The organism is Rhizobium sp. 2YAF20, from assembly GCF_052114685.1.
Lineage (GTDB): Bacteria > Pseudomonadota > Alphaproteobacteria > Rhizobiales > Rhizobiaceae > Rhizobium.
Genome location: NZ_JBFRFF010000019.1, coordinates 38,129 through 61,816 on the forward strand (window position 1 = coordinate 38,129; position 23,688 = coordinate 61,816).

17 protein-coding genes and 1 tRNA gene are annotated in these 23,688 nt (G+C 59.8%); 13 read left to right on the forward strand and 5 right to left on the reverse strand.

The annotated features are described in order from the left end of the window. Positions 1-3: 3 nt before the first annotated feature. Entirely contained in the window at positions 4-1,440 is a 1,437-nt protein-coding gene (locus AB4Z52_RS20525) for a glutamine synthetase family protein (protein WP_442219763.1), read from the reverse strand. Between the two features lie 176 nt (positions 1,441-1,616). Here AB4Z52_RS20525 and AB4Z52_RS20530 point away from each other — a divergent pair, with 176 nt between their 5' ends. From AB4Z52_RS20530 to AB4Z52_RS20545, 4 genes are all read left to right on the forward strand, one after another. Further along, positions 1,617-2,750, forward strand: a complete 1,134-nt coding sequence (locus AB4Z52_RS20530; RefSeq protein WP_442219835.1) for an NAD(P)/FAD-dependent oxidoreductase — start codon at positions 1,617-1,619, stop codon at positions 2,748-2,750. A gap of 163 nt (positions 2,751-2,913) precedes the next feature. Continuing rightward, a complete protein-coding gene (locus AB4Z52_RS20535) occupies positions 2,914-3,054 on the forward strand; it encodes a hypothetical protein (RefSeq protein WP_442219764.1) in 141 nt (46 codons plus the stop codon). Between the two features lie 331 nt (positions 3,055-3,385). Next, entirely contained in the window at positions 3,386-5,923 is a 2,538-nt protein-coding gene (locus AB4Z52_RS20540) for a methyl-accepting chemotaxis protein (protein WP_442219765.1), read from the forward strand. A 315-nt stretch (positions 5,924-6,238) separates the two neighbouring features. Next, positions 6,239-7,108, forward strand: a complete 870-nt coding sequence (locus tag AB4Z52_RS20545) for a LysR family transcriptional regulator (RefSeq protein WP_442219766.1) — start codon at positions 6,239-6,241, stop codon at positions 7,106-7,108. Here AB4Z52_RS20545 and AB4Z52_RS20550 read toward each other — a convergent pair. After that, entirely contained in the window at positions 7,105-7,539 is a 435-nt protein-coding gene (locus AB4Z52_RS20550; RefSeq protein WP_442219767.1) for a GFA family protein, read from the reverse strand. The two genes, AB4Z52_RS20545 and AB4Z52_RS20550, sit on opposite strands and share 4 nt — an antisense overlap. Before the next feature lie 301 nt (positions 7,540-7,840). Here AB4Z52_RS20550 and AB4Z52_RS20555 point away from each other — a divergent pair, with 301 nt between their 5' ends. The 4 genes from AB4Z52_RS20555 (at position 7,841) to AB4Z52_RS20570 (ending at position 11,916) form a co-directional block, all read left to right on the forward strand. After that, entirely contained in the window at positions 7,841-8,938 is a 1,098-nt protein-coding gene (locus AB4Z52_RS20555; RefSeq protein ID WP_442219768.1) for a polyamine ABC transporter substrate-binding protein, read from the forward strand. A 100-nt stretch (positions 8,939-9,038) separates the two neighbouring features. Beyond that, entirely contained in the window at positions 9,039-10,181 is a 1,143-nt protein-coding gene (locus AB4Z52_RS20560; protein WP_442219836.1) for an ABC transporter ATP-binding protein, read from the forward strand. Between the two features lie 4 nt (positions 10,182-10,185). Then, positions 10,186-11,097 carry an ABC transporter permease subunit gene (locus AB4Z52_RS20565; RefSeq protein WP_442219769.1) on the forward strand — a complete coding sequence of 304 codons (912 nt, stop codon included), beginning with the start codon at positions 10,186-10,188 and terminating at the stop codon, positions 11,095-11,097. A gap of 3 nt (positions 11,098-11,100) precedes the next feature. After that, the gene (locus AB4Z52_RS20570) at positions 11,101-11,916 is read left to right on the forward strand and encodes an ABC transporter permease (RefSeq protein WP_442219770.1); all 816 of its coding nucleotides are present in this window, start codon (positions 11,101-11,103) and stop codon (positions 11,914-11,916) included. A gap of 71 nt (positions 11,917-11,987) precedes the next feature. On the opposite strand, the gene AB4Z52_RS20575 is transcribed toward AB4Z52_RS20570, so the two are convergent. Next, entirely contained in the window at positions 11,988-13,877 is a 1,890-nt protein-coding gene (locus AB4Z52_RS20575) for an AsmA family protein (protein ID WP_442219771.1), read from the reverse strand. Positions 13,878-14,042: 165 nt separating this feature from the next. On the opposite strand from AB4Z52_RS20575, the gene AB4Z52_RS20580 reads away from it, so the two are divergent. Further along, positions 14,043-15,995, forward strand: coding sequence for an acetoacetate--CoA ligase (locus tag AB4Z52_RS20580; RefSeq protein WP_442219772.1), 1,953 nt, complete (start codon positions 14,043-14,045; stop codon positions 15,993-15,995). A gap of 182 nt (positions 15,996-16,177) precedes the next feature. Here the strand turns inward: AB4Z52_RS20580 and AB4Z52_RS20585 are convergent, their stop codons facing one another. Further along, the gene (locus AB4Z52_RS20585; protein WP_442219773.1) at positions 16,178-19,867 is read right to left on the reverse strand and encodes an ATP-binding protein; all 3,690 of its coding nucleotides are present in this window, start codon (positions 19,865-19,867) and stop codon (positions 16,178-16,180) included. A gap of 232 nt (positions 19,868-20,099) precedes the next feature. Between AB4Z52_RS20585 and AB4Z52_RS20590 the strand changes: the two genes are divergently transcribed. The 4 genes from AB4Z52_RS20590 (at position 20,100) to AB4Z52_RS20605 (ending at position 22,770) form a co-directional block, all read left to right on the forward strand. Next, complete coding sequence (locus tag AB4Z52_RS20590) at positions 20,100-20,549, forward strand: phasin (protein ID WP_442219774.1); 450 nt, start codon at positions 20,100-20,102, stop codon at positions 20,547-20,549. A gap of 129 nt (positions 20,550-20,678) precedes the next feature. Further along, positions 20,679-20,755 (forward strand) — tRNA-His (locus AB4Z52_RS20595). A gap of 521 nt (positions 20,756-21,276) precedes the next feature. Next, complete coding sequence (locus AB4Z52_RS20600; RefSeq protein WP_442219775.1) at positions 21,277-21,924, forward strand: MarC family protein; 648 nt, start codon at positions 21,277-21,279, stop codon at positions 21,922-21,924. Positions 21,925-22,557: 633 nt separating this feature from the next. Further along, positions 22,558-22,770 (forward strand): hypothetical protein, encoded by a 213-nt coding sequence (locus AB4Z52_RS20605; protein ID WP_442219776.1) that lies wholly within the window; start codon positions 22,558-22,560, stop codon positions 22,768-22,770. On the opposite strand, the gene AB4Z52_RS20610 is transcribed toward AB4Z52_RS20605, so the two are convergent. Continuing rightward, a complete protein-coding gene (locus tag AB4Z52_RS20610; RefSeq protein ID WP_442219777.1) occupies positions 22,725-23,606 on the reverse strand; it encodes a LysR family transcriptional regulator in 882 nt (293 codons plus the stop codon). The two genes, AB4Z52_RS20605 and AB4Z52_RS20610, sit on opposite strands and share 46 nt — an antisense overlap. Positions 23,607-23,688: the final 82 nt, after the last annotated feature.

Below are 23,688 nucleotides of genomic sequence, written 5' to 3' on the forward strand. Positions count from 1 at the left end.
CCCTCACACGTTGAGCAGCAGGAATTCCCGCTCCCATGGGCTGATCACCTGCATGAAGGTCTCGAATTCGCCACGCTTGACGCCGGCATAGATGCCGATGAATTCCTTGCCGAACACTTCCTCGAAGGCAGGTTCGTCCTCCATCAGCGCGACCGCTTCGAGCAGCCCGCGCGGCAGATCGATGGAGCCTTCGTTCGCCGCATCGTCGGTCGGTGCGGTCGGTTCTATCTGCTTCATGATGCCGAGAAGGCCTGATGCAAGCGACGCGGCCAGCGCTAGATAGGGATTGGCATCCGAGCTAGGCAGCCGGTTTTCGACGCGGCGGGCCTGCGGGTCGGAGACGGGGACCCGGAATGCGGTGGTGCGGTTGTCGTAGCCCCAGGCATTGTTGACCGGGCAGGACATATTCGGGGCCAGCCGGCGATAGGAGTTCACATAGGGTGCCAGCATCGCCATGGCGTTCGGCACATATTTCTGCATGCCGCCGATAAAGTGGAAGAACTCCGGCGAAGGACCCCCGTCCGGATTGGTGAAGACGTTCTTGCCCGTCTCGATATTCACCACCGATTGGTGAATGTGCATGGCCGAGCCTGGCTGCCCCTGCATCGGCTTGGCCATGAATGTCGCATAGATGCCGTGCTTCAGCGCGGCTTCACGAATGGTGCGCTTGAACATGAACACCTGGTCGGCAAGCTCAATCGGGTCGCCGTGACGAAGGTTGATTTCGAGCTGCGCCGGACCTTCCTCATGGATCAGCGTATCGATCTCCAGCCCCTGCTTTTCGGAGAAATGGTAGATGTCGTCGATCAGCTCGTCGAATTCGTTGATCCCGGCGATGGAATAGCCCTGGCCGCCGAGGATCGATCGGCCGGATCGGCCCTTCGGCGGATGCAGCGGATAGTCGGGGTCGTCGTTCGTAGCGACCAGGTAGAACTCGATTTCCGGTGCGACGACCGGCTTCCAGCCGCGTTCGGCATAGAGCGCCAGAATGCGCTTCAGCACGTTGCGCGGCGTATAGGAAACTTCCCCGCCCTCGGAGTTAACGATGTCGCAGATCACCTGGGCAGTCGGGTCCGTCTCCCAGGGAACGATGGAGAGTGTCGACAGGTCGGGGACAAGTTTCAGGTCGCTGTCGCGCGGCTCATAGCGGAAGCTCTCGGTCTCGTCTGGATATTCGCCTGAGATCGTGTGCCGATAGATCGCCGAGGGAAGGGCCAGCGACGTGTTCGAGGTGAACTTCGATGTCGGCATCATTTTGCCGCGGGGAACGCCGGCGAGATCGGGCGTGATGCATTCGATATCCTCGATCCCGCGCGCCCGCAACCAGTGGACTGCTTCCTTCCAGTTGTTCACTCCTCGGGCCGAGCGCAAGCTTGGGGGAAGTGCCGCAACTTTGGAAACCGTCTTGGAGGCTTTAAGCGGGGTCTTTTTGGGGGGCATAAAACACCGTATCGGGTTGTTCGTATCCGCATCATAACGGCAGTTTGGCAATTGGCGAGGGGGAGAGAGCGTTGACTTTCGCCGCCTGATGGAAAAATGAGAGCAGGGAACGGCAAAGGAAACATGATTTGGCCCGCAAATATGATGTGATCGTGATCGGCGCCGGCGCTGCCGGCATGATGTGCGCGATCCGGGCCGGAAAGCGCGGGCGCTCGGTGCTGGTGATCGACCATGCCGCAGCACCTGGCGAGAAGATACGCATCTCGGGCGGCGGCCGCTGCAATTTCACCAATATCCATGCCGGTGCGAAAAACTTTCTGTCCGCCAATCCGCATTTCGCCAAGTCGGCCTTGGCGCGTTACACGCCACGCGATTTTATCAGCTGGGTCGAGGAGCACGGCATCGCCTGGCATGAGAAGACGCTAGGCCAGCTCTTTTGCGACAACAGCGCCAAGGATATCATCCGCATGTTGACGGACGAGATGCGGTCGGCTGGCGTCGAGTTGCGTCTGAAAGTCGAAGTCGCAAACGTCGAGCAGGCAGCGGCCGGGTTTCGCGTTGTCAATCCGGATGAGGCATTCGAGGCAGGCTCGCTGGTGATTGCGACGGGCGGCAAGTCTATTCCCAAGATGGGCGCCTCCGGCTTTGCCTATCGAGTGGCCGAACAATTTTTGCTTCCTGTGGTCGAGACGCGCCCCGGTCTTGTACCGTTGACGCTCGATCCGGGCCTTCTCGAAAGGCTGGCACCGCTATCGGGCATTTCCGCTCCCGCCGAGATCCGCCATGGCAAGACCGGCTTTCGCGAGGCGCTTCTCTTCACCCATCGGGGCCTGAGCGGCCCGGCGATCCTGCAGATTTCCTCCTATTGGCGCGAAGGCGATGAGATCACGATCGAAATCGAGCCCGATATCGATGTCCTTGCCCATCTGAAACAGGCGCGACAGGAAAACGGGCGGCAATCGGCACAGACGGCACTTGCCGAAATCCTGCCGAAGCGACTTGCCCAGCATATGGCGGAAGCCGAGGGCATGACCGGCAATATGGCGGATCAATCCGGCGCTCGGCTGGCGGGGCTCGCCTCCGCCGTCAAGGATTGGAAGATCAAGCCATCCGGCTCCGAAGGCTATAGAACCGCAGAGGTCACGCTTGGTGGCATCGACACGGCTTGCCTCGATTCGCGCAGCATGGAGGCAAAGAGCGTCCCGGGCCTTTATTTCATCGGCGAATGCGTTGATGTGACCGGCTGGCTCGGCGGTTATAATTTTCAGTGGGCCTGGGCGTCGGGATACGTCGCCGGCGAGGCCGCATAGGCAGGGCTGTGTCGGGCATCTGCCCGCACGCAGGGCATTCAATACTTCTTAAGAGAGCTGCGCCATTCTGTCCCAATGCCGTCTGCCGACCGAGTTCCTATATTTATGGTTGCCGGCACGCCGCTTTCGGTTATCGTGTCAGTGCGAAATGGGATATATGCTCATGAACAAGAATATGCGTCGCGCTCGTGCCATTGCAATTGCTGAAACCCAGTCATCGAAGATCTTGACGACAAGGCTTGTGATGTTGGCGACCGGCGCAACAGCCGCATGCGTCGCCTATATTGTGGCTCGCATCGTCTGAAGCAGATTTGATGCGATTGCGCCAAGCGCCATGAGACCACAGATCAGTGGTCCGTCTAATGTCGCTTGGTGCCGTGATACATGTTGCTGTTTTCGCCGATTTGTCCCGTTAACGACTATTCTCCGACTGATAGTGTCTTTATCCGAATATTAAGATATTCGCTCCAAGATTGCTAAGCTTGTATTGGATGCGTCCAAGTAGATTGGATGTGCGGCAATGATTGCCCCCTTCGGGTTCCGTCTGAACAAATCCAAGGTTTACGGTTGTGCACTCGCGTCAACGCCCTGCAGGCGTCGGCGGGGGAAGCGGTGTATGAGAGGCCAAGCCACACATGTTGATTGACAAGATTCTGTCTCGTTTCAAAATCAAGACGAAGGTCCTGATTTTCGTCCTGCCTTTCGTCATCAGCATCTCTGCGGTCGGTTTGACCGGTCTTTATGCCTCGGGCCTGTTGCAGGGCCGCATGGAGATTTCCAACAGCGTCCTTCAATCGCTGACCGGCTTTAAAAATCTTTACGCCTCGATGGACGACTTCCTGCGCATCACCAGCGAGCCGGCGCGCGACAAGCTTTATGTCGACCTCAAGTCGCAGGAAGCCGTGTTGAATGCGACGCTCAATCAGGTCGGCAAGGACGCCGACGGCCACGACGAGCTGGCCGATGCCACGACCAAGACGGCGGCGATCTCCAGCGTCGTCGGCACGCTCTGGTCCCTGCATCAGCAGGAACTCGATGTCCGCAAATCGATCGACGATGCACAGAGAGTGTTGATCGGCACGCGTTTCAACGTCAATTTCCAGGCGCAGCAGCTTCAAGATACGATGCGCACCGACGAGGCCAACGCTACCGCAACGTTGCGTGCCGCGGATCGCCTACTTAAGGGCGGCGACACGCTCGTCAGCGTCGTCGAAGATTTCAACAAGGCCCAGACCCCGGCCGACAAGGTCAAGGCCCTCAAGGACAGGTTGCCCGACATCGTCAAGGCCCAGCGCTCGATCGGACTTGCCATCCCGCAAAACCAGAAGAGCATGACGCAGTCGCTGGACGGCACGATCAAGGACCTGACCACCCTGGTCGAAGGGATTGATGCCGCAGCGGCGACCGACCAGTCGGTCACGGACATTACCCGTCTTCTGTCGCGGTTTCGCCAGATGTCGACCTACACCCAGCTGACCGCGACCCAGATGATGCGCCAGGCGACCACCACCTTCGTGGCGCTTGATGCCCGGGTCGTCCAGACCAATTCCGTCCTTGAGGATACGCGCCGCCTCGAAGCCTCTATCTATTCCATGCAGCTTGTGCTCGCCGAATTCCTGTCGACCACCAACAAGGACAACCTTGTGCGCCTGCGCCAGGAAGTCGCCAAGCTCGGCACCGACATGAACACCCTCGACCAGAGCGCCAAGGGCATGGACTTCACCAGTGACATCGATGCGGCGATCGGCCCTGCTATCAAGTCGATGGATGTGGACGGTGGCACGCTCGTCGATACGATCACGAAGCGCGTCGCCGAATACGCAAACGCGCGCCAGCAGTTCGACCAGATCTGGGCTCAATTGACCGCTTTTGCCCAGACGCAGAAACAGAGCGCCGGCGTCGAACGCCAGCAGTCCAACTTCATCTCGATCCTCGCTACAGCGCTTGGGATCGTGCTGTCGATCGCCGGCGGCATCGCTCTCGTGCTGACACTGCAGCGTCCGATCGGCCAGATCACCGCGGCCATGCGCCGTATCGCCGAAGGCCGGCTTGAAACCAGCATCACCGGCGAACAGCGTCATGATGAGATTGGCGATATCGCCCGGGCGCTTGGCATCTTCAAGGAAAACGCCCTGTCGAAGATCCGCATCGAAGAACAGAGCGACGAGGAACGCGCGGCAGCCGAACACGAGCGGCAGCGCAACGACGAGGACAAGCGCGAGCTCGACCGACAGATCGACTTCGCCGTCAGCGAGCTTGCGGCCGGCCTTGAGCGCCTTGCCCAGGGCGATATCTCCTCCACCATAGAGACGCCGTTCATCGGCCGCCTCGAACAGTTGCGCCAGGACTTCAATTCTTCGATGTCCCGCCTGCAGGAAACCCTCAGCCAGGTTCGCGACAATGCCGAGTTGATCCAGAACAACGGCAACCAGATGGCAGCCTCGGCCGAAGATCTTTCGAAGCGCACGGAGCAGCAGGCGGCATCGCTTGAAGAAACGGCCGCTGCCGTCGACGAGATCACCGTGACGGTCCGCTCTTCCGCGGAGCGCGCCAAGGACGCGGATGTCATCGTCCGCGAGGCCAAGCGCAGCGCCGACGATTCGGCTGTTGTCGTCAACAATGCCATCGACGCCATGTCCCGCATCGAGGACGCATCACGCCAGATCGAACAGATCATCGGCGTCATCGACGAGATCGCCTTCCAGACCAATCTCCTGGCGCTCAACGCAGGCATCGAAGCGGCCCGCGCCGGCGAGGCCGGCAAGGGCTTTGCCGTCGTCGCCATGGAAGTCCGCGAACTGGCGCAACGCTCTGCCGCTGCCGCCCAGGAAATCAAGGGCCTCATCAACAAGTCTACCCGCGAGGTCAATTCCGGCTCGCAGTTCGTCCAGCAGACGGGGACGGTTCTAGAGAAGATCAGCAGCCAGATCGTTACCATCAGCCAGCATGTCGAGATGATCGCCCGGGCGAGCCACGACCAGTCGAGCGCCCTGCAGGAGGTCAATTCGACCGTCAACCAGATGGACCAGATGACCCAGAAGAACGCAGCAATGGTCGAGGAGACCACCGCCGCCAGCCGCGAACTGGCCAACGAAGCCGATCAGCTCATGCATCTCATCCAGCAGTTTAAGATCGAGAGCGAAGTGGACCGCGGTTACAATCGCGCTGCCTGATCACAGACCTCGCAGCAAGCATTCGAGACGGGCCGGCGAATATCTCGCCGGTCCGTTTCTCTTTTTTGCGAAATGAGCCCTCGAAATCTCCTCCAGACCGAGGAAAATCGGGCCTCGTCGCCTCCGGCCAAATCACGATAGAACGCATCCTCGTCCTTGCGCCAACGTGCGCGGTCGATCTCGTTCTGCATCTCGATCAGTTTCACGATGGCAAAATTGTCGAACAAACGACGTCCTCCATATGTTGGGAAGACAGCAATCTAGTCATCAAAAATTACTTCATAAACCACTCAGAATAGCCTATGTCTTTCACTCATGAAAAATGCAAGTTGGGATTCCTATCAACTTTTCCTAGATGTGGCGCGGGGCGGCGGCTTGACGGGTGCTGCTTCGGCGACCGGGCTTAGCCCGGCCACCATCGGCCGTCGCATGCTTGATCTGGAACAGCAGGTTGCACGTCCGCTTTTTGCGCGAAGCCAGACCGGCTATCGGCTGACGGCAGACGGACAGGCGCTGTTCGATCAACTGCTGGAGATGGAGACGGCTGCCCGCAAAGTTGATGGCTGGCAACGCGGCGCGCTGGGATCGGCGGTCGTTCGGATAGCGACGGGCACATGGGTCGGGTGGCTGCTCAGCCGGAACATGCCGGCAATCTGTTCGGAGCGCGATGATTTTCGTGTCGACCTCTATCTTGCCGAGCGTCGCGCCAGCCTCGCCCATCGCGAGAGCGATATCGCCATGCGGGCCTTCGAGCCGGAGGAGCCAAACCTTGCGGCGGTCAAGGCAGGCGATGTCGCCTATGCGGCCTATCGTGCACGCAACGCCCCCCTTGCCGGGCAAGAGCGCTTCATTGCCGTTAGCGAGGACGAAGCGGTTTCGGCCTATTTGCGCTGGCCGCACGCAAACCATGCGGCTGACATCGCAATTATGGTCAACCGCCCGCGATCCCTCCACGATCTCGTTCTCGCCGGCGCTGGCACTGCAGTGCTTCCATGCTTCGTCGGTGATGTCGAGCCCAGGCTGGAGCGGGCAGGGGACGAGATCGAGGCCCTCCGCCACAATCAATGGATCGTCATGAACAACGAGGATCGCCACCGCCGGGAGATCCGCGCGGTGATCGACCGGATGACGAAGCTGCTCAAGAGCCACGCCGACCTTTTCGCCGGCAAGCGGCCAACCTATTAATCCGGCAGAAGAATACCCGAGCCGCCCATTTCGGACGGCATGTCCTTCTGCTTGGGCAGGCCGTCCATCAGGTGCAGCACGGTGCTTTCGTAGTTCACATGCAGCCCTGGCTTGAAATCGAGCGTCGGGATGATGGCGGCGTAGACGTCGGTGACGCCCCAGAGCGGATGCTCCGTCAATAGGTGCCCGCCGCAAGTTGCGCACCACTTGCGGATGCTGGTTTCGGTTTTCTGATAGCTAGCAACGTGATCCGCGCCCTTTGTGACCCGCACCGCATCCGGCGGCCACAGCGTAAACGCATTGACCGGACCTGCAGACCATTCGCGGCAGGATCCGCAATGGCAATAGCCCATTGCTGCGGGCTCTCCCGCGACCTCCACTTCCACGGCCCCACAGAAACACGTCCCGGAATGGGTTCTCATGATTGCCATTGATTGCCTCCCCTGGCTGCGCGCCTTCCTCATCCAGGCTCCCGCACCGCCGCTGGATTTGAAAGCATACACGGCAGGCAATCTAGCGTCGCCGGCATCGCCTATCAATATTAGAAATGCATAATACTTATAATTGCCCGCAGCCCCTGATCGGCGGCCGGCGGCTGTATGTTGGAAATCGAAAAAGCTTCGTCGAGCTTTGCCTTTTCCTCTTGTGGCCTTTTGAATTCCTTTCTAGTCTGCCGGGAAAAACAGAGGGTTGGGTATCGCATAGATACCCGTGAACGGAACAGGAGAGAAAATGAAAGCCATTCTCGCACGCTTGGCCTTGACCGCTTTCGCCGCGATCGGCCTGGCAGCTTCCGCCTCTGCCGCGGATCGCGTGGTCAATGTCTACAACTGGTCGGACTATATAGACGATTCCATTCTGACCGATTTCACCAAGGAAACCGGCATCAAGGTCGTCTACGATGTCTACGACAGCAACGAGACGCTGGAGGCCAAGCTCCTGGCCGGTGGTACGAACTACGACGTCGTCGTTCCCACGGCCTCCTTCCTGCAACGCCAGATCGTGGCCGGTGTCTACCAGAAGCTCGACAAGTCAAAGATCCCCAATCTTTCGAACATGTGGACCGAGATTACCGATCGCGCCCAGAAATACGATCCGGGCAATGCCTATGCGGTCGACTACATGTGGGGCACGACGGGCATCGGCTATAACATCGACAAGATGAAGGCGATCCTCGGTAGCGACGAGCGGCCGAGCTGGGACATCCTTTTCAAGCCGGAAATGGCAGCGAAATTCAAGGATTGCGGCATCTACATGCTGGATTCGCCGTCCGATGTCCTGCCGTCAGTCCTTGCCTATCTAGGTGTCGATCCCGACAGCCGCGACGCCGGCGACCTGAAGAAGGCGCAGGATCTCCTGACCTCGATCCGGCCCTATGTCCGCAAGTTCGATTCGTCCAACTACATCAGCGCGCTGGCGCAGGGCGACATCTGCCTCGTGCTCGGCTATTCCGGCGACATCTTCCAGGCGCGCAGCCGCGCTGAAGAGGCCAAGAACGGCATCAAGATCGGCTATTCAATCCCAGCGCAGGGAGCCCAGATGTGGTTCGACATGATGGCGATCCCGGCCGACGCTCCCCACGTCGCCGAAGCGCATGAGTTCATCAACTACATGATGCGGCCCGAAGTCATCGCCAAGTCGTCCAACTTCGTGTTCTACGCCAATGGCAACAAGGCCTCGCAGCAGTTTGTCGACAAGGAAATTCTGGATGATCCGGTCATCTACCCGCCGGAAGACATGATGAAGAAGCTCTTCACCACGACCCCCTATGACAACAAGACCCAGAAAACGGTCACACGACTGTGGACCACGGTCATTACCGGCCAGTAAGCGGCAAGCCATCGGCCCGGACCTCAAAAGTCCGGGCCTTTTCGTTGACGGTTGCCGGTTATATCGCGCCGCGCTTTGTCAGGTCATTCGAGGATAGATGATGAAGTCTCTCGGCAATATCCGTCGCTCTTTCGCCCCTTGGGCGGATCCTTCGGCAAAGCCGTTTATTTCGGTTCGGGGCGTCACCAAGAAATTCGGCAACTTCACCGCCGTCGACGACCTGTCGCTCAATATCTACCACCGCGAATTCTTCGCCTTGCTCGGTGCGTCCGGCTGCGGCAAATCCACGCTTTTGCGCATGCTGGCAGGATTCGAACAGCCGACGTCAGGCGAGATCGTCCTTGATGGACAGGACCTGGCCGGCACGCCGCCATATCGTCGGCCCGTCAACATGATGTTCCAGTCCTATGCGCTTTTCCCGCACATGACCGTCGAAAAGAACATCGCCTTCGGCCTCAGGCAGGAGGGGATGGCCAAGGATCAGATCGCCGATCGCGTCGCGCAGATGCTGAAGATGGTGAAGCTCGAGCAATTCGCGAGCCGCAAGCCGACGCAGCTGTCCGGCGGCCAGCGCCAGCGCGTGGCGCTTGCCCGTTCGCTCGCCAAGCAGCCGAAGGTGCTGTTGCTCGATGAACCCCTCGGCGCGCTCGACAAGAAGTTGCGCGAGGAAACCCAGTTCGAGCTAATGGACCTGCAACAGAGCCTCGGCCTCACCTTCGTCGTCGTCACGCACGACCAGGAAGAGGCGATGACGATGGCTGATCGCATCGCCGTCATGAGCCATGGTAAGGTGGTGCAGGTGGCCACGCCCGCTGAAATCTACGAGGCGCCGAATTGCCGCTTCGTGGCCGGCTTCATCGGCGATGTAAACATTCTCGACGGCAATGTCGTCGCGGTGCAGCCCGGCATCGTGGAGGTAGCGGTCGATAGCGGATTCAGGCTGCGCACCGCGACCAACGAGACCCCCTCACAAGGCAGCCGCGTCGGTTTCGCCGTCCGCCCGGAGAAACTGCGGGTGAGCCCGATCGCTCCAGAAAACGCCTCGGTGAACGCCGTTGCGGGAGAGATATGGGATATCGCCTATCTCGGCGACATGACAGTCTTCCACGTCAAGCTGAAGAGCGGCCAGGTGGTGAAGGCATCGTCGCTCAATGCCGTGCGCACCGTCGAGGAGCCTTTCGCCTATGACCAGGAAGTCTGGGTCTCCTTCGACGACAATGCCGGCGTGCTGCTGAAGGATTGAGATCATGGGAACGCTCGGCTCTTATCTCAACCGTCGCCTCGTCATCATCATTCCCTATCTGTGGTTGCTTATCTTCTTCCTCGCGCCGTTCTTCATCGTTTTCCGCATGTCGCTGTCGACCTCGGCAACGGCCATGCCGCCTTATACGCCGGTCTTTGCGCTATCGGATGGCTGGGCCGGGTTCTGGAGCAAGGTCAGCGAGCTTTCCTTCGACAACTACACGTGGCTCGCAAGCGACCCCCTCTATCTACACGCCTATCTATCCAGTGTGGTCATCGCTGCCATCTCGACATTCCTGACATTGCTGGTCGGCTATCCTATCGCCTATGGCATGGCGCAGGCGCCGCGCGCGCTTCGACCCACCTTGCTGATGCTGCTCATCCTGCCGTTCTGGACGAGCTTCCTAATCCGCGTCTATGCCCTGATCGCCATCCTCAAGCCCGAAGGTTTCCTCAACCAGGTGCTGCTTTATCTGCACGTCATCAACGAGCCGCTGGTCGTTCTCAACACCAATATCGCCGTCTATATCGGCATCGTCTATTCCTACCTACCGTTCATGGTGCTGCCGCTCTATTCGGCCCTTGAAAAAATGGACGGCACCCTGATCGAAGCGGCCGAGGATCTGGGATGCCCGCCGATGGCGGCGTTCTGGCGGGTGACCTTCCCGCTGTCGATGCCCGGCGTCATCGCCGGCTGCATGCTGGTGTTCATCCCCGTCGTTGGCGAGTTCGTCATCCCCGACCTGTTAGGCGGCTCGCAGACGCTGATGATCGGCAGGACGCTCTGGAACGAGTTCAACGCAAACCGCGATTGGCCGGTGTCCTCGGCGGTGGCTGCGATCCTCCTGCTTATCCTGGTAGGCCCGATCGTGCTGTTTCAGAACATACAGGCGAAAGCCGACGAGCGGGGGGTGTAGACGATGGTCAAATGGTCCCGCTTCAACGTCACCTCCGTCGTCCTCGGCTTTGCCTTGCTCTATATGCCGATCCTGCTGCTGGTGATCTTCTCGTTCAATAGTTCGCAGCTGGTGACCGTCTGGGCCGGATTTTCGTTCAGATGGTACGGGCAACTCTTTGACAACCAGAGCCTGCTCGATGCAGCGTGGACGACGCTCCGTGTCGGCGTGATTTCGGCGACGCTTGCAACGATCCTCGGGACGCTCGCCGCTTTCACACTGGTCCGTCACACGCGCTTTCGCGGCCGCATGCTGTTTTCCGGCATGATCTATGCACCGCTGGTCATGCCCGATGTCATCACCGGCCTGTCGTTGCTGCTGCTGTTGGTGACGATCGGCTTCGATCGCGGCTTTTGGACCGTAGCGCTTGCCCATACGACGCTGACCATGTGCTTCGTCGCCGTCGTCGTGCAGTCGCGGCTGATAACCTTCGATCGATCGATCGAGGAAGCAGCGCTCGATCTTGGCGCGTCTCCGGTGCGGGCCTTTTTCGAGGTTACCCTTCCGCTGATATCGCCGGCGGTGTTCTCCGGCTGGGTTCTCGCCTTCACGCTGTCGCTGGACGATCTGGTCATCGCCAGCTTCACCTCGGGGCCGGGCACGACGACCCTGCCGATGAAGATCTACAGCCAGGTCCGCCGTGGCGTGACGCCGGAGATCAACGCGGTCTGCACCATCCTGATTGCAGTCGTGACCGTCGGCGTCATCGCTGCCTCGGTGATCACCAAGCGCCGCGAACTGCAGCGCCAACGCGACGAACACGCCGCAGCCGCGCTTTAAGCTGTTGGTTTGACGCAATTCCTAGTGAAAACCGCTTCACACTTTTCCTGTTGGAATCGCCCTAGGAAGCGCTACGGCTGGGTAGGTTTCTGCAGCAGGGTCGATACCGGCGAAATGACCGGGTCAGGCCAGGTCCCGCCAATGAAGAACGGCAGCAACGGCAGGTCGCCAGCGTTGGCCGGATCGGCGGCCTCGAGAGAGCCGGACAGGGCTAAGGCATTGCTGCGATAGGGCACGAGGCCGGAGAGCGTCACGGTCTCGTTTCGTCCAATGATCTTGGCATCGTGAACCTCCGCCGAGCCGTTGGCGAAGGTGGCATCGAAGTTGATACTATCGAAATCGAAGGTAGTGTCGGCGACATCGCTCATGCGGAAGAACGTCTTTTGGGCGGCCAATACCCGGAAGGCGGAGATGTTGAACTGCCGGAAAGTGCCTGCCTTGGTCGAGAAATGAAGCTTTCCCGAGACATCGCCCAGGCTTGCGGCCCAGATTGGCTTGGAGGTGCTGAGCGACAGGTCGAGCGAGCCGCTTGCAAGCGGCAGCGGGCCGGCAAGCCTCATCCGGCTGACCAGGCCGGCAAAATCGGCATTGCGAACGGATATCTGCAGCTTGCCGCCGCCATCGAAGTCCCGCTCGGTGACCTCGAGGTGGGCGGTCAGCCCGCCGCCTTCAAAGCCGCTATCGCCGATGTCGAATTTTGCCGTGCCGCCGGCAACGAGCAGGCTGGCGCCGATATCGTCGAACAGGAAGGGACCGAGGGCTGCCTTCTTGGACGAGAGCCTGAGGTCGATATCGAGCCGTTGCAGCGGATTGCCGTTGATGATCGTGTCGATGGCAGTGTCGGCGGCAAGCCGCATGGAAAAGGCGGCCAGAAACGGATTGAGGTTCATCTGGTCGAAGGCGAGCGTGCCGGAAACCTTCGGCTTGCCTGTTGACGTATAGCCGTAATCCATGACGCCGGATGCAGCGGCATCGTTGACCTTGAAGGTCAGGTCGTTGAACCGCAAGCTGTTGTTGACGGTCGCGATGTTCGCGCTGAGCGAAACGTTCTTGATCGTGCTTGACCCCGGCAGGCGCTCGCCGCTCCAGGTAAGGAACGACGGCATATCGGGTATGGTCAGGTCGAGGTTGCCGGCTAGCGCCGCAAAATTGGAAATATTGGTGATGCCGCTGAAGGTGCCGCTCATCAGCGGCGACGAGAATGTCGTCCTGGCGTCGACGTTCTTGCCGGCGAAAAGCAGCAGCGGCTGTGTTGAATCAAAATCGACCTTGATATCCTGGCCATTGAGACGGCCCAGGAGAACTGCGCTCATCGGCCTTGAAAGCCGGGGCCAGACGATGTCGGCGTTGATGCCATCCAGTCTGAAGAGCCGGCCGGTCTTGTCGTCCGTCAGTTCGAGCTTTCCGTCCTCGATGGTAAGCGCGCCGATCCGGGCATCCTGCTCCCTGCTCATGACAAGGCCATTGCTGGAGTTGGTCTCGACCCGATTGATCGCTTTTGAAAGCAGGCCTTCGTTGGTCCAGTCAATCAGGCCGCTATCGTCCCTACGAAGATAGAGGACGGGCCGGACGAAGTGAAATTCGTGGAACCTCGCATGTCCGCCGAGCGCCGCCAGAAGCGAAAAGTCGGCTGAAAGGCTATCGACATGGCCGAGCGTCTTGCCACTCTTCGTGGGTTCGCGGATTGTGACCTGGTTAAGCGTGATCCTCGGGGTCGGCCAGAATTCAAGCGTTGGCGTGCCTTCGATCTCGGCCTTGTAGCCGGACCATTTCGAGAGCGCGTCCTCGATGCCGGAGCGCACGAGCCCGCTGGAAATTAGAAACGGTGCAGTCGCCCGGAAAACGGCAAACACGATGACGATCGAAAGCAGGATCGCGCCCGAGGTTCTCGCAACTCTCGGTAGCCAACGACCCATGGATCGCATAGCTACCTGCCATCTTTTATTCCTGGACATCGTCATGATTGTGCAGAAACTTTCAAACTGTTGCGCATGATATCGTCTGCGTTTGCCGGATATAGGAAATGTAGTCCATATGCAAATGCCGCTTCCGGACAAGCCGGCATTATCACGATCTTTATAATGCGTTGCAGCATGATATATAGAGCCAAACCCGGAGGAGTAAGAATGCAAGACGAAAAGCCGCTGTGGAGACCCTCCGAGCAATCTCGTCGTGCAAGTCCGATGCACGTTTTCATGGAAGCCTGCAACGAGCGTTTCGGCTTGTCGCTTTCAGATTTCGAAGGCCTGCACGCGTGGTCGATTGCCGAGCGGGAGAATTTCTGGACGGCAGTGTGGGATTTTTGTGGCATCCGGGGCGATCGCGGCGACCGTGCGCTGACCAATGCTCACGATATGCTCGAGGCACGCTTCTTTCCCGACGCCTCGCTGAACTTTGCCGAGAACCTTTTGGTACGGGCAGGCGATGGTGACGCACTGATATTTCGAGGCGAGGACAAGGTTCGTGACCGCTGGTCCTGGGATCGGCTGACCGCGACTGTATCGCGCCTCCAGCAGGCCTATCTGGCTCTTGGCATTGCCAAGGGAGATCGCATTGCGGCGATGATGCCGAACATGCCTGAGACCATCGCCTGCATGCTGGCCGCCGCCTCCATCGGCGCCATCTGGTCCTCTTGCTCCCCGGATTTCGGCGAACAGGGCGTCATGGATCGCTTCGGCCAGATCGAACCCAAGCTCTTCATCGCCTGCAGCGGCTATTGGTATAACGGCAAATTGCAGGATGTGACGGAGAAAGTCAGCGCGGTGTCCCGCCGCCTTGTCGTGCCGGCGCTGATCGTTCACTATGCCGGTGATGCCGACGCGGTCGTGAAAGTGACCGAAAATGCAAGAACGCTCGATGATTTCCTTGCGCCGTTCGAGCCGAGGGCCGTGGAATATGTCGCTCTTCCATTTTCCCACCCGCTCTACATTCTCTTCTCCTCGGGTACGACCGGCGTTCCAAAGTGCATCGTCCATTCGGCGGGCGGAACGCTGCTGCAGCTGGTCAAGGAACACCGCCTCCATTGCGGCGTAGTGCCTGGCGAAAAGGTCTTCTATTTCACCACCTGCGGCTGGATGATGTGGAACTGGCTGGTCAACGGACTTGCCGCCGGCGCGACGCTCTGCCTCTACGACGGCTCGCCTTTCGCGCCCGATGGCAATGTCCTTTTCGACTACGGGCAAGATGAGAAATTCGCGGTCTTCGGTACGTCGGCGAAATACATTGATGCCGTTCGCAAAAGCGGCCTTAAGCCGGCGACCTCCCACGATCTTTCAAGCCTGCGGCTGATGACATCGACGGGCTCGCCGCTTTCGCCGGAGGGGTTCACCTTCGTGTACGAGGGTATCAAGAGCGATGTCCAGCTCGCCTCGATCTCGGGCGGCACCGACATCGTCTCCTGTTTCGTTCTCGGCAATCCGCTGCAGCCGGTCTGGCGAGGCGAAATCCAGGGGCCGGGACTGGGTCTTGCCGTCGATGTCTGGAGCGAGGACGGCAAGCCCGTGCGCGGCGAAAAGGGCGAGCTGGTCTGCACCAAGGCCTTCCCCTCGATGCCCATCATGTTCTGGAACGATCCCGGTCGCGGCAAATATCGCGCGGCCTATTTCGAGCGCTTCGACAATATCTGGTGCCACGGAGACTTCGCCGAATGGACCAGCCATGGCGGCCTCGTCATCCATGGCCGCTCCGACGCAACCCTCAATCCGGGCGGCGTGCGCATCGGCACGGCGGAGATATATAATCAGGTCGAGCAGATGGAGGAGGTCGCAGAGGCGCTCTGCATCGGGCAGGACTGGGAAGACGACGTCAGGGTCGTCCTCTTCGTCCGCCTGGTGCCGGACGCCCGGCTGACGGACGAGCTGATCAAGGCGATCAAGACCCGCATCCGAACCGGAGCCACGCCCCGGCATGTGCCGGCAAAGATCATCGCGGTCAGCGACATTCCGCGTACCAAATCCGGAAAGATCGTCGAACTTGCCGTCAGGGACATGGTCCACGGCCGGCCCGTACGCAACAAGGAAGCGCTTGCCAATCCGGAAGCTCTGGATCTTTTCGCGGGCCTTGCGGAACTGCGGGACTAGCTCTGGTCAAGCCACATGTTGCAAGCGAAAGTTAGCCCTTCGGCGGTAACTCCGCGTTAAGAAACCTTGGTCAAAGGTAAATCCAACTTGGTCGCGGCCGACATCGCTTAATCCCGCCGACCCATTGTTCTGACAGCATCGACTCTTAAGGGCAGCATTGGCTGCCCTTTTCTTTTGAGCAATCAGTTTGCCAGGACGCGGGGCGAGGGGAAGGTGATTTCCACCAGCGTTCCCTCGTTCGGCGCAGAATTGATCGAGAACAGCGCGCGATTGGCATCAACCATCGCCTTCGTCAGCGGCAGGCCTAGGCCGGTGCCGTCGCCGCGTTTGCGCGAGTTGGTCGCCACCTGCCGGAACGGCTTCATCGCCTGTTCGAGCTCGGTCCGGGTCATGCCGACGCCGGTATCGCGGATGCGGATGACCACGCTGCCATTGCCTTCATAGGACGTCGATACGACAATCTGTCCTCCAGACGGGGTGAAGCGGATGGCGTTGGAGAGGATGTTCAGGGCAATCTGCTTGATCGAGCGCAGGTCGGCGACGACGTTGGGGACCGATTGCGACAGGGCCGTGCGGATGATCACGCGCTGGCTGTTGGCCTGGGGTTGCACCAGCGACACGGCTTCGGCGATCGCCTCGTTGAGGCCGACCGCGCCGAATTCGAGATCCATCTCGCCGGCCTCGATCTTCGAGATGTCTAGCAGGTCGTTGACGATGTCGAGCACATGGCGCCCCGAGCGACCGATATCGTTCGAATACTCCACGTAGCGCGAATGGCCGATCGGGCCGAGCCGCTCGCTCGCCATCATGTCGGAAAAGCCGATGATAGCGTTGAGCGGGGTGCGGATTTCATGGCTGACGCGGGCAAGGAAATCGCTCTTGTGGGCATTGGCGGTTTCGGCGGCGCGCTTGGCGTTGCGCAGGTCTTCTTCCGTCCGCTTCCACTGGGTGATGTCGCGGATGACGGCGCAATAGCCGTTCGACGAGGTGAGCTTGCCCATGGTCATGAACAGCGGCACGAAACCGCCCGAAGCCTCGCGGCCGATGACCTCGCGCCCGTCATTGAGGACGCTGGCGACGCCATGCCCGGCAAGGCCGCCGAGATAATCGAGAACCGCCTTCTGGCTCTCATGTGCAAACAACATCACGAACGGTTTGCCGCGGGTCTCCTGGTCGTCATAATTGAAGAGCGCGCTGGCCGAGCGGTTCATCGAGCGGATGTCGCCTTCCGGACCGATGATCACCACTCCGTCCGTTGCTGTCTCGAGGATGGACCGCAGCTCCTCCACCTCGATCTGGAGTTTGGCCACCTTTTCTAGCATCCGCTCCGGTCGCACCTCGTCATGGCCGCCGACGGCCTCTGCTACATGCGCTTGCGCGTCTTCCTTCTCGACGGGCATCAGCGCCAGCATCAACGCGCTGCCGTCTTCCCAGCGGATGGACTGCAGCCGGGCGGTGACAGGCACGAGCGTATCGTCCGATCGCACGACCATCATCGCACCAGGTCGCTCGGTCTTTCCTTCAAGGTCGTGCCTTTGCAGCAATGCGTCGAGCCCGCCCACTTTCTCGATCTCGCCGAGCCCCGCATAGCCTGTCAGCCGCAACAATTCCGGATTGGCATGGATCAGCCTGTCGCCAGCATGGACGAGAATGGCGATCGGCAACTGATCGACGATCTCGGCGGACAATCCAACGGTCATTTTCACCCGCGGAGAGATCACCGTGTGCAGGACGTCGAGCGGATTGAAATCTTCTTCGGGCGCAGCCGCAGCGTCTGGGATGCGGGCCGAGTGATCGTCATGGGCATTCTGAGCCTGTGCGACCATCGGCTCGATGGCTATGGCCTCCTTGGCCTCGGCTTCGGGCATCTCGGCTTGCGGCACTTCCTCCAGCGCGGCCGGCATATCCTTTGGCTCGGAACCCACTTCTTCCACCGCGACCGGCAGTTCCGTTCGCTTGCCGAAGGGCTCGAGCTGCTTGGCGATCTCCCGGAATGCGGCCTGCTCGCTGGCAGACAAGGTGTCGCCGGCTCGGTGCTCGTGCAGCTGGATGATCTTGTCGGAGAGCCGTCGGGACGGCGTATCAGCAATTTTCAGCGCCGGCGGTTCTGTCTTGGACGGCATCTCCGGCTCTTGCTCGCCGGACGTCGCCTCTTCGAGGATAGGCTCTGCTTCAAGATTGTCGGCCGGTATCTCTTCGCCCGCCGCCAGTTCCGTGTCAGCTTGGACCGGCAGTTCCTCCGTCTCTTTCTCGTGCTCGGCTGCCGGGGCAAGCGTCAGCCCGAGAGCCGAAGGGTCCTCGATAGCGTCCGAAAGGCGGACGACGCCGAAGCCGCGGAAGCCGTCGAATTCGCGGCTTCGCGTGTAGGTCGGCAGTGCTGCCAGGTCCACCGGTACCATCAGGTTGGTGCCTTCGATCGGCCAGTTGATGGTTCGGCCGGACCATGTATCGCGCTTTGCCAGAAGCTCGGCGATCTTGCCCTCGGGGTCGAGATCGAACCGCTTGGCGATATCGGCGAAGGCGACGCCGGTAAGATTGCCGGCGTGCGGCCCCACGGCCTCGGCGAATTCGCGCGAGACCTCGCTGAACCGGCCCTCGGCGTCGATCTTCCAGACGAAGCGTGTCGCGCGACCGCTGCGGTTATAGGCAAAGCCTTCAGGCGCTGCACTTTCCTGATCGGCCTTGACCGCAGTCTCGGGCGCAATCGCTGGATGGGCTTCTGCCGGGATGTCGTCGATGACAGGAGCGGGAGCCTGCGCGGTTTCTTCGCCTTCCAGCTCGACAGGTTCCTCACTCGAAATTGGCTCGCTCACCTCAGGTTCGACGGAATGCTGAACGGCGGCAGTCTCCTCGTCGCCCTTAAGCTCTGCGGCGTCGATATCCTCGCTTGTCGCTCCGTCGATGGCGGCAAGCCCGTCCAGACCTTGTGGCTCATGATCGGCAGTCTCCTCCGCCGGGACCTCTAAAAGGGAGATGTCCTCGGGCGCATCCTCGACATCGACGATGCCGGCGACGGCGTCGATGACTTGGGAAGAGGGGTCCGCAATCGGCGGCGCTTCCGGCGTACTCGCAGCGTCGGCCAATGTTTCAGGCGCAGTCTGGGTTTCTGCTTCGGCAACTGTGGCCGTCTCAAACGCTGCTTCGGCGGGTACGGGGACTTCCGCGACAAAGCCCGACGGCGGTTCCTCGACGGGATCGAGATGGCCAATCGCCATCTCGACGACGAAGAGAAGGTGCAGAGCGGGAATATCGGAAAGCTTGCCGACGGCTGCCGGCAGATAGCCGCGTCCTGTCGGGATCGGCCGCTTGATCAGCCGCTCCGGCTGGGCTCCGGCCATGATCACCAGCATCTTTGCCGTTTGCGGCGTGATGCTGAGCGAGTTGAAACCCTGCGAGGAGGCAATGATGTCGCCATCGCGGCCGATGACGGCCATGTGCGTATCAGGGTCGTCAAAGCCTTCGAGCATGCGCCGCGCGCTATCGGCAGTCTCCAGCGGCCTGACGGCAATGGGAGAGGAAAATAGGATCGCCTCTTCCCCGGCCTGAATGCCGATCATCTCGACGGCAGCGTTGGCGACGGCGCGCTGAAAGCCGGAGGTCATGCGAATGAGGAAGCTGCGGCTGTCGCCGACGGCTGTAAGCTGGCGCGCGGTCGCCTCGATCTGGCGGAACGAAACGTCCCCCGGCTTGGTGCCCTGGTCGAGAAAGTCGTAAATCGCCGAATAGCCGAAGAGATCCGCCCCGGCGCCATTGGCCCAGAGCACCCGGTCAAGACCGGTCGAGAACAACACCATCGCTTCGCCGCGGGAGAAGCGCTCGCGAATGCGCGGATGCACTGCGATATCGATGAACGGGTACTGGACTGCGGGCATTATCCAACCTGTTGTTCGGGCTTCAAGCCTTCTCTCGTCTTTAACGCTTTATTAATAACGGGCCCCCGATTGCAGGTCTAGCGACGGCACCCCGCTTTCGGCCGGCAAGGTTAATGCGTTGTGCAGCGCACAAAATTGTTGCAATGCACAATAAGATCGACTATATCAGTCTCACAAGATAAATTCCGGGCGCCCTTGGAAGGAGCCCGCCCACCCAATAGGAGCGCTGACCATGGCTACTGTAAAGAGAGATGACGTTTTTTCAATTGCCGCCTTCGATCCGGCAAAGTTCTCCGAATCATTTCGTGATTTCGCCGAACAGGGCGCAAAGCAGTCCAAGGACGCCTTTGCAAAGATGAAGACCGCTGCTGACGACGCCACCAAGACCGTTCAGTCGACGATGCAGACGGCGCAGGCCGGCTCCGTCGAGCTCGGCCTCAAGGCAATCGACGCGCTGCGCACAAACGCTGAAAACTCGCTGTCGCACATGGAAGCGCTGCTTGGCGTCAAGTCCGTTGCAGAGTTCTTCGAGCTGCAGACCGCCTTCATCCGCAAGCAGGCTGAAGTGACCGCCGAACAGGCAAAGTCGATCCAGGAAACCTCGAGCAAGGTCGTCGAGACGCTCACGAAGCCGGCCAAGGCCGCCGCCGAAAAGGCAATGGCATCCTTCAAGGCCGCTTGACCGCAAAAGCCTCCCAAGGCAAAGGCCGGAACTAGCTTCCGGCCTTTTTCCGTATTAAGGCTAGATAAGACTTGAAAAAAATCTGAAGTCCTCGTATTTCACCCCCGTCGCGTCGATACGCGATAAAGTGCGGTTGTAGCTCAGTTGGTTAGAGCGCAGGTTTGTGGCACCTGAGGTCGGAGGTTCGAGACCCCCCAACCGTACCATTTTTCCACATAGATCAGGTCGTCGCAGTCCGGTGCCGAGTACCGGCCTTTATGATTCCGTCCGACTTCGCGCGGATCAGCTTCAAAGAAGCTGCACCCTCCCTTCGTGGCTATCTCACTTTGCCTGATACGATGCGGGAGGGGCGAGCTGCGCTTGTTGCCCAGGCACATCGTGGCCGAATGAATGGACGACAACGAAAATGAAGCCTATCGCTAAAACGGCGACAAGTCCGCTTATGACATATCGGGTGTCCATGAGCTTCCTCCCTTCCCATAGGCCGACGGCGGGTGCTCAATCACGTTTGGGTTGGTTACCTCAGATTGATCCTTCGCTATCGAAAGAAACGTTCGGTCCGGATATTTGTTCCAATTTACGCCCCTCGTGAAAAGATCCGATTGATCTCCGACCTGAAAACACAGGGATGTCTCGCGTAGTTGCGGGTGCGGGCCACCGGTAGCTGGACAATTCCTTTCGTATTGATGATAGTCCTAAATTAGCAGGGGCTCGGGGGAGTTTTTCGATGGACTTGACGGTTATTGATGCGGCTTTGGTCGCAAAGCTTCTCCTGCTCCTGTTGATTGGTATGGGGCCGAAGATTGCGCTGGTTCCGTTCCTGGAAATGACCCATAAGCTCGATGCGAAGACGAAGGTCGCGACGGGCCGCAAGATGGTCTTGACAGCTCTCATCACCGCTCTGATCCTTTTTGTCACCGGCGCGCTGCTAATGCGGCTGCTGCACATCACCGGCGGTGCGGTCGCGGTCGCCGGTGGCATTGTGCTCGCGCTCCTCGCGCTGAAAATGGCGGCAGGCCCAACCGAGAAGCCTAGCGAAGATCTGGGACTGCCAGTCGATCCGGACAAGATTGCAGTGTTTCCACTCGCTGTCCCTTACCTTCTTAATCCTGTCGGCATGACGGTCCTTATCATTGCATCTGACGAAGTCGTCTCGATCGCGAGCGCAGCGCTCGTCGTCGGGTTGATCCTCATCGTTGCTGCACTCGATTATCTGGTGTTCACGAATATCGACGCCTTGGCCAAGCGAATGAAGCCGGCAAGCCTCGTCGTCTCGGAGGTCGTGTTCGGCATTCTCCTGACCGCCGTAGCAGTCCAGTTGTTCGTCAGTGGCCTTGGCAGACTGGGGATCATCTCCGCGACAGGCGCACATTGAATTCAGAGGGATCGGCTGTAAGAGCGGTTACTGCTTGGCACTTTTCCAGCAAGGCAATCTGGACCTTGCGTGCATCCCGACGGCCTGTGAGCCACATTCATCAAGGCTTGCTCTCAGTTGCTGGGTTATCTCCAAGAGCCCGCGCTCGGGACAGTCGGCGTTGGCTCGCGATCAAGCGTGTCTTGGCCACATGCTGCCCGACCTCCCATCCTGGCACAGGTGCAGTCACTTCTCGTCAACGCATTCTCTCTATGATTGAGTTATGAATATATAATATATGTCCTTGGGAGGTTCTCCGTTTGTTGTGATCGACTGCGTTCTGCGTCAACACGATCATCTCCTTGTCCTGCTGGCGGCAGCTGTTCTCAGCGTCGGAAGTCTCGCATTTTTCCTCTTCGGATCCGCCGCAACCGCGCAACAGCCAGCGGATTGGCAGGAATTCTGATGGCTGCGGACGAATAGTAGGATGGTTGCAGCTCGCACATGGCGTGCGGGCTGCAAGTGTGGTGCGGGGCGGGGCTTCTCATGAACCCCACAATCGCAGATCTTCCCGCATAAACATTGGAACCGTCCCGACCTCTCCTCGTTTGCCCAAGGACAGGAGAGGTGCCCATGACGAAGAGGAGTTTGGCCATGTCCGTTCCAAACGAGCCGAACCGCGACCAGCCGCCGATGCCGCCGCCGGGCTTGCCGCCGAACGTGCCCGTCAAGGAGCCGGAGCCTGATACCCTGCCGGACGAGGTGCCGTTGCCCAATCCTGATGAGAACGACCAACCGCCGCAGCATGTCCGGCCGGTCGCTTATAGAAATATCTGGCGTTCCGCGCTGACCAGTTCCTGCAAATAGTCGACGACGGTCCGCACGCGGACCAGATCACGCGCGCTTTCGTGATAGGTCGTCCAATAGCCGCGGCGAATTGCGATGTCGGGCAGGATGCGGATCAGTTCGGGAAATCGGCGGGCGATATAATCGTGCAGGATGCCGATGCCGGCGCCCGAGCGCACGGCTTCGGTCTGCCCGATGGACGTGGATATCTCGAAGGAGGCGTCCCAGCTGCGCATCACCTCGCCGGTGAAATCGAGCGATGCCGTGAAGATCAGATCCTCGACATAGCCGATGCGCGGATGGTTCTTCAGATCCTCGACGCCTGTCGGGGTGCCTGCGTCTTCGAGATATCCTTTCGAAGCGTAGAGGCCGAGCGTATAATCCGTCAGCTTCGAGGAGATGAGGCGACCTTGCTCCGGGCGTTCGAGCGTGATTGCGATGTCCGCCTCGCGCTGAGACAGCGAGAAGGAGCGCGGCACAGGCACCAGCTGTATGCGCAATTCCGGATGGCGGGCGATCAGGCGGCCGAGACGGGGCGCGAGGAAGGAGACACCGAAACCGTCGGGTGCGCCAATGCGCACCGTGCCGGAAATCGAACTGTCGAGATGTCCGACGCTTGCCTGAGCCCTCAGCATTTCGGTCTCCATGCGCTCGGCGGCGTGTAGGAATATCTCTCCCTCCGAGGTCAGCTCGCAGCCATTGGTGCGGCGGACGAGAAGGCGCGCCTTCAGCCGCTCTTCAAGCGTCGTCACTCGTCTGCTGAGTGTCGCATGGTTGACCCCGAGCCGCTTCGAGGCAGCGAGGATTTGCCCTGTACGAGCGACCGCGAGGAACATGCGGACGTCATCCCAATCCATATATCGGCTCCACGGACTTCGATTTTTGCACAACGGATGCTTATAGTAGCGCATTGATTTGTGCAAATTGAAGTGCGAAACT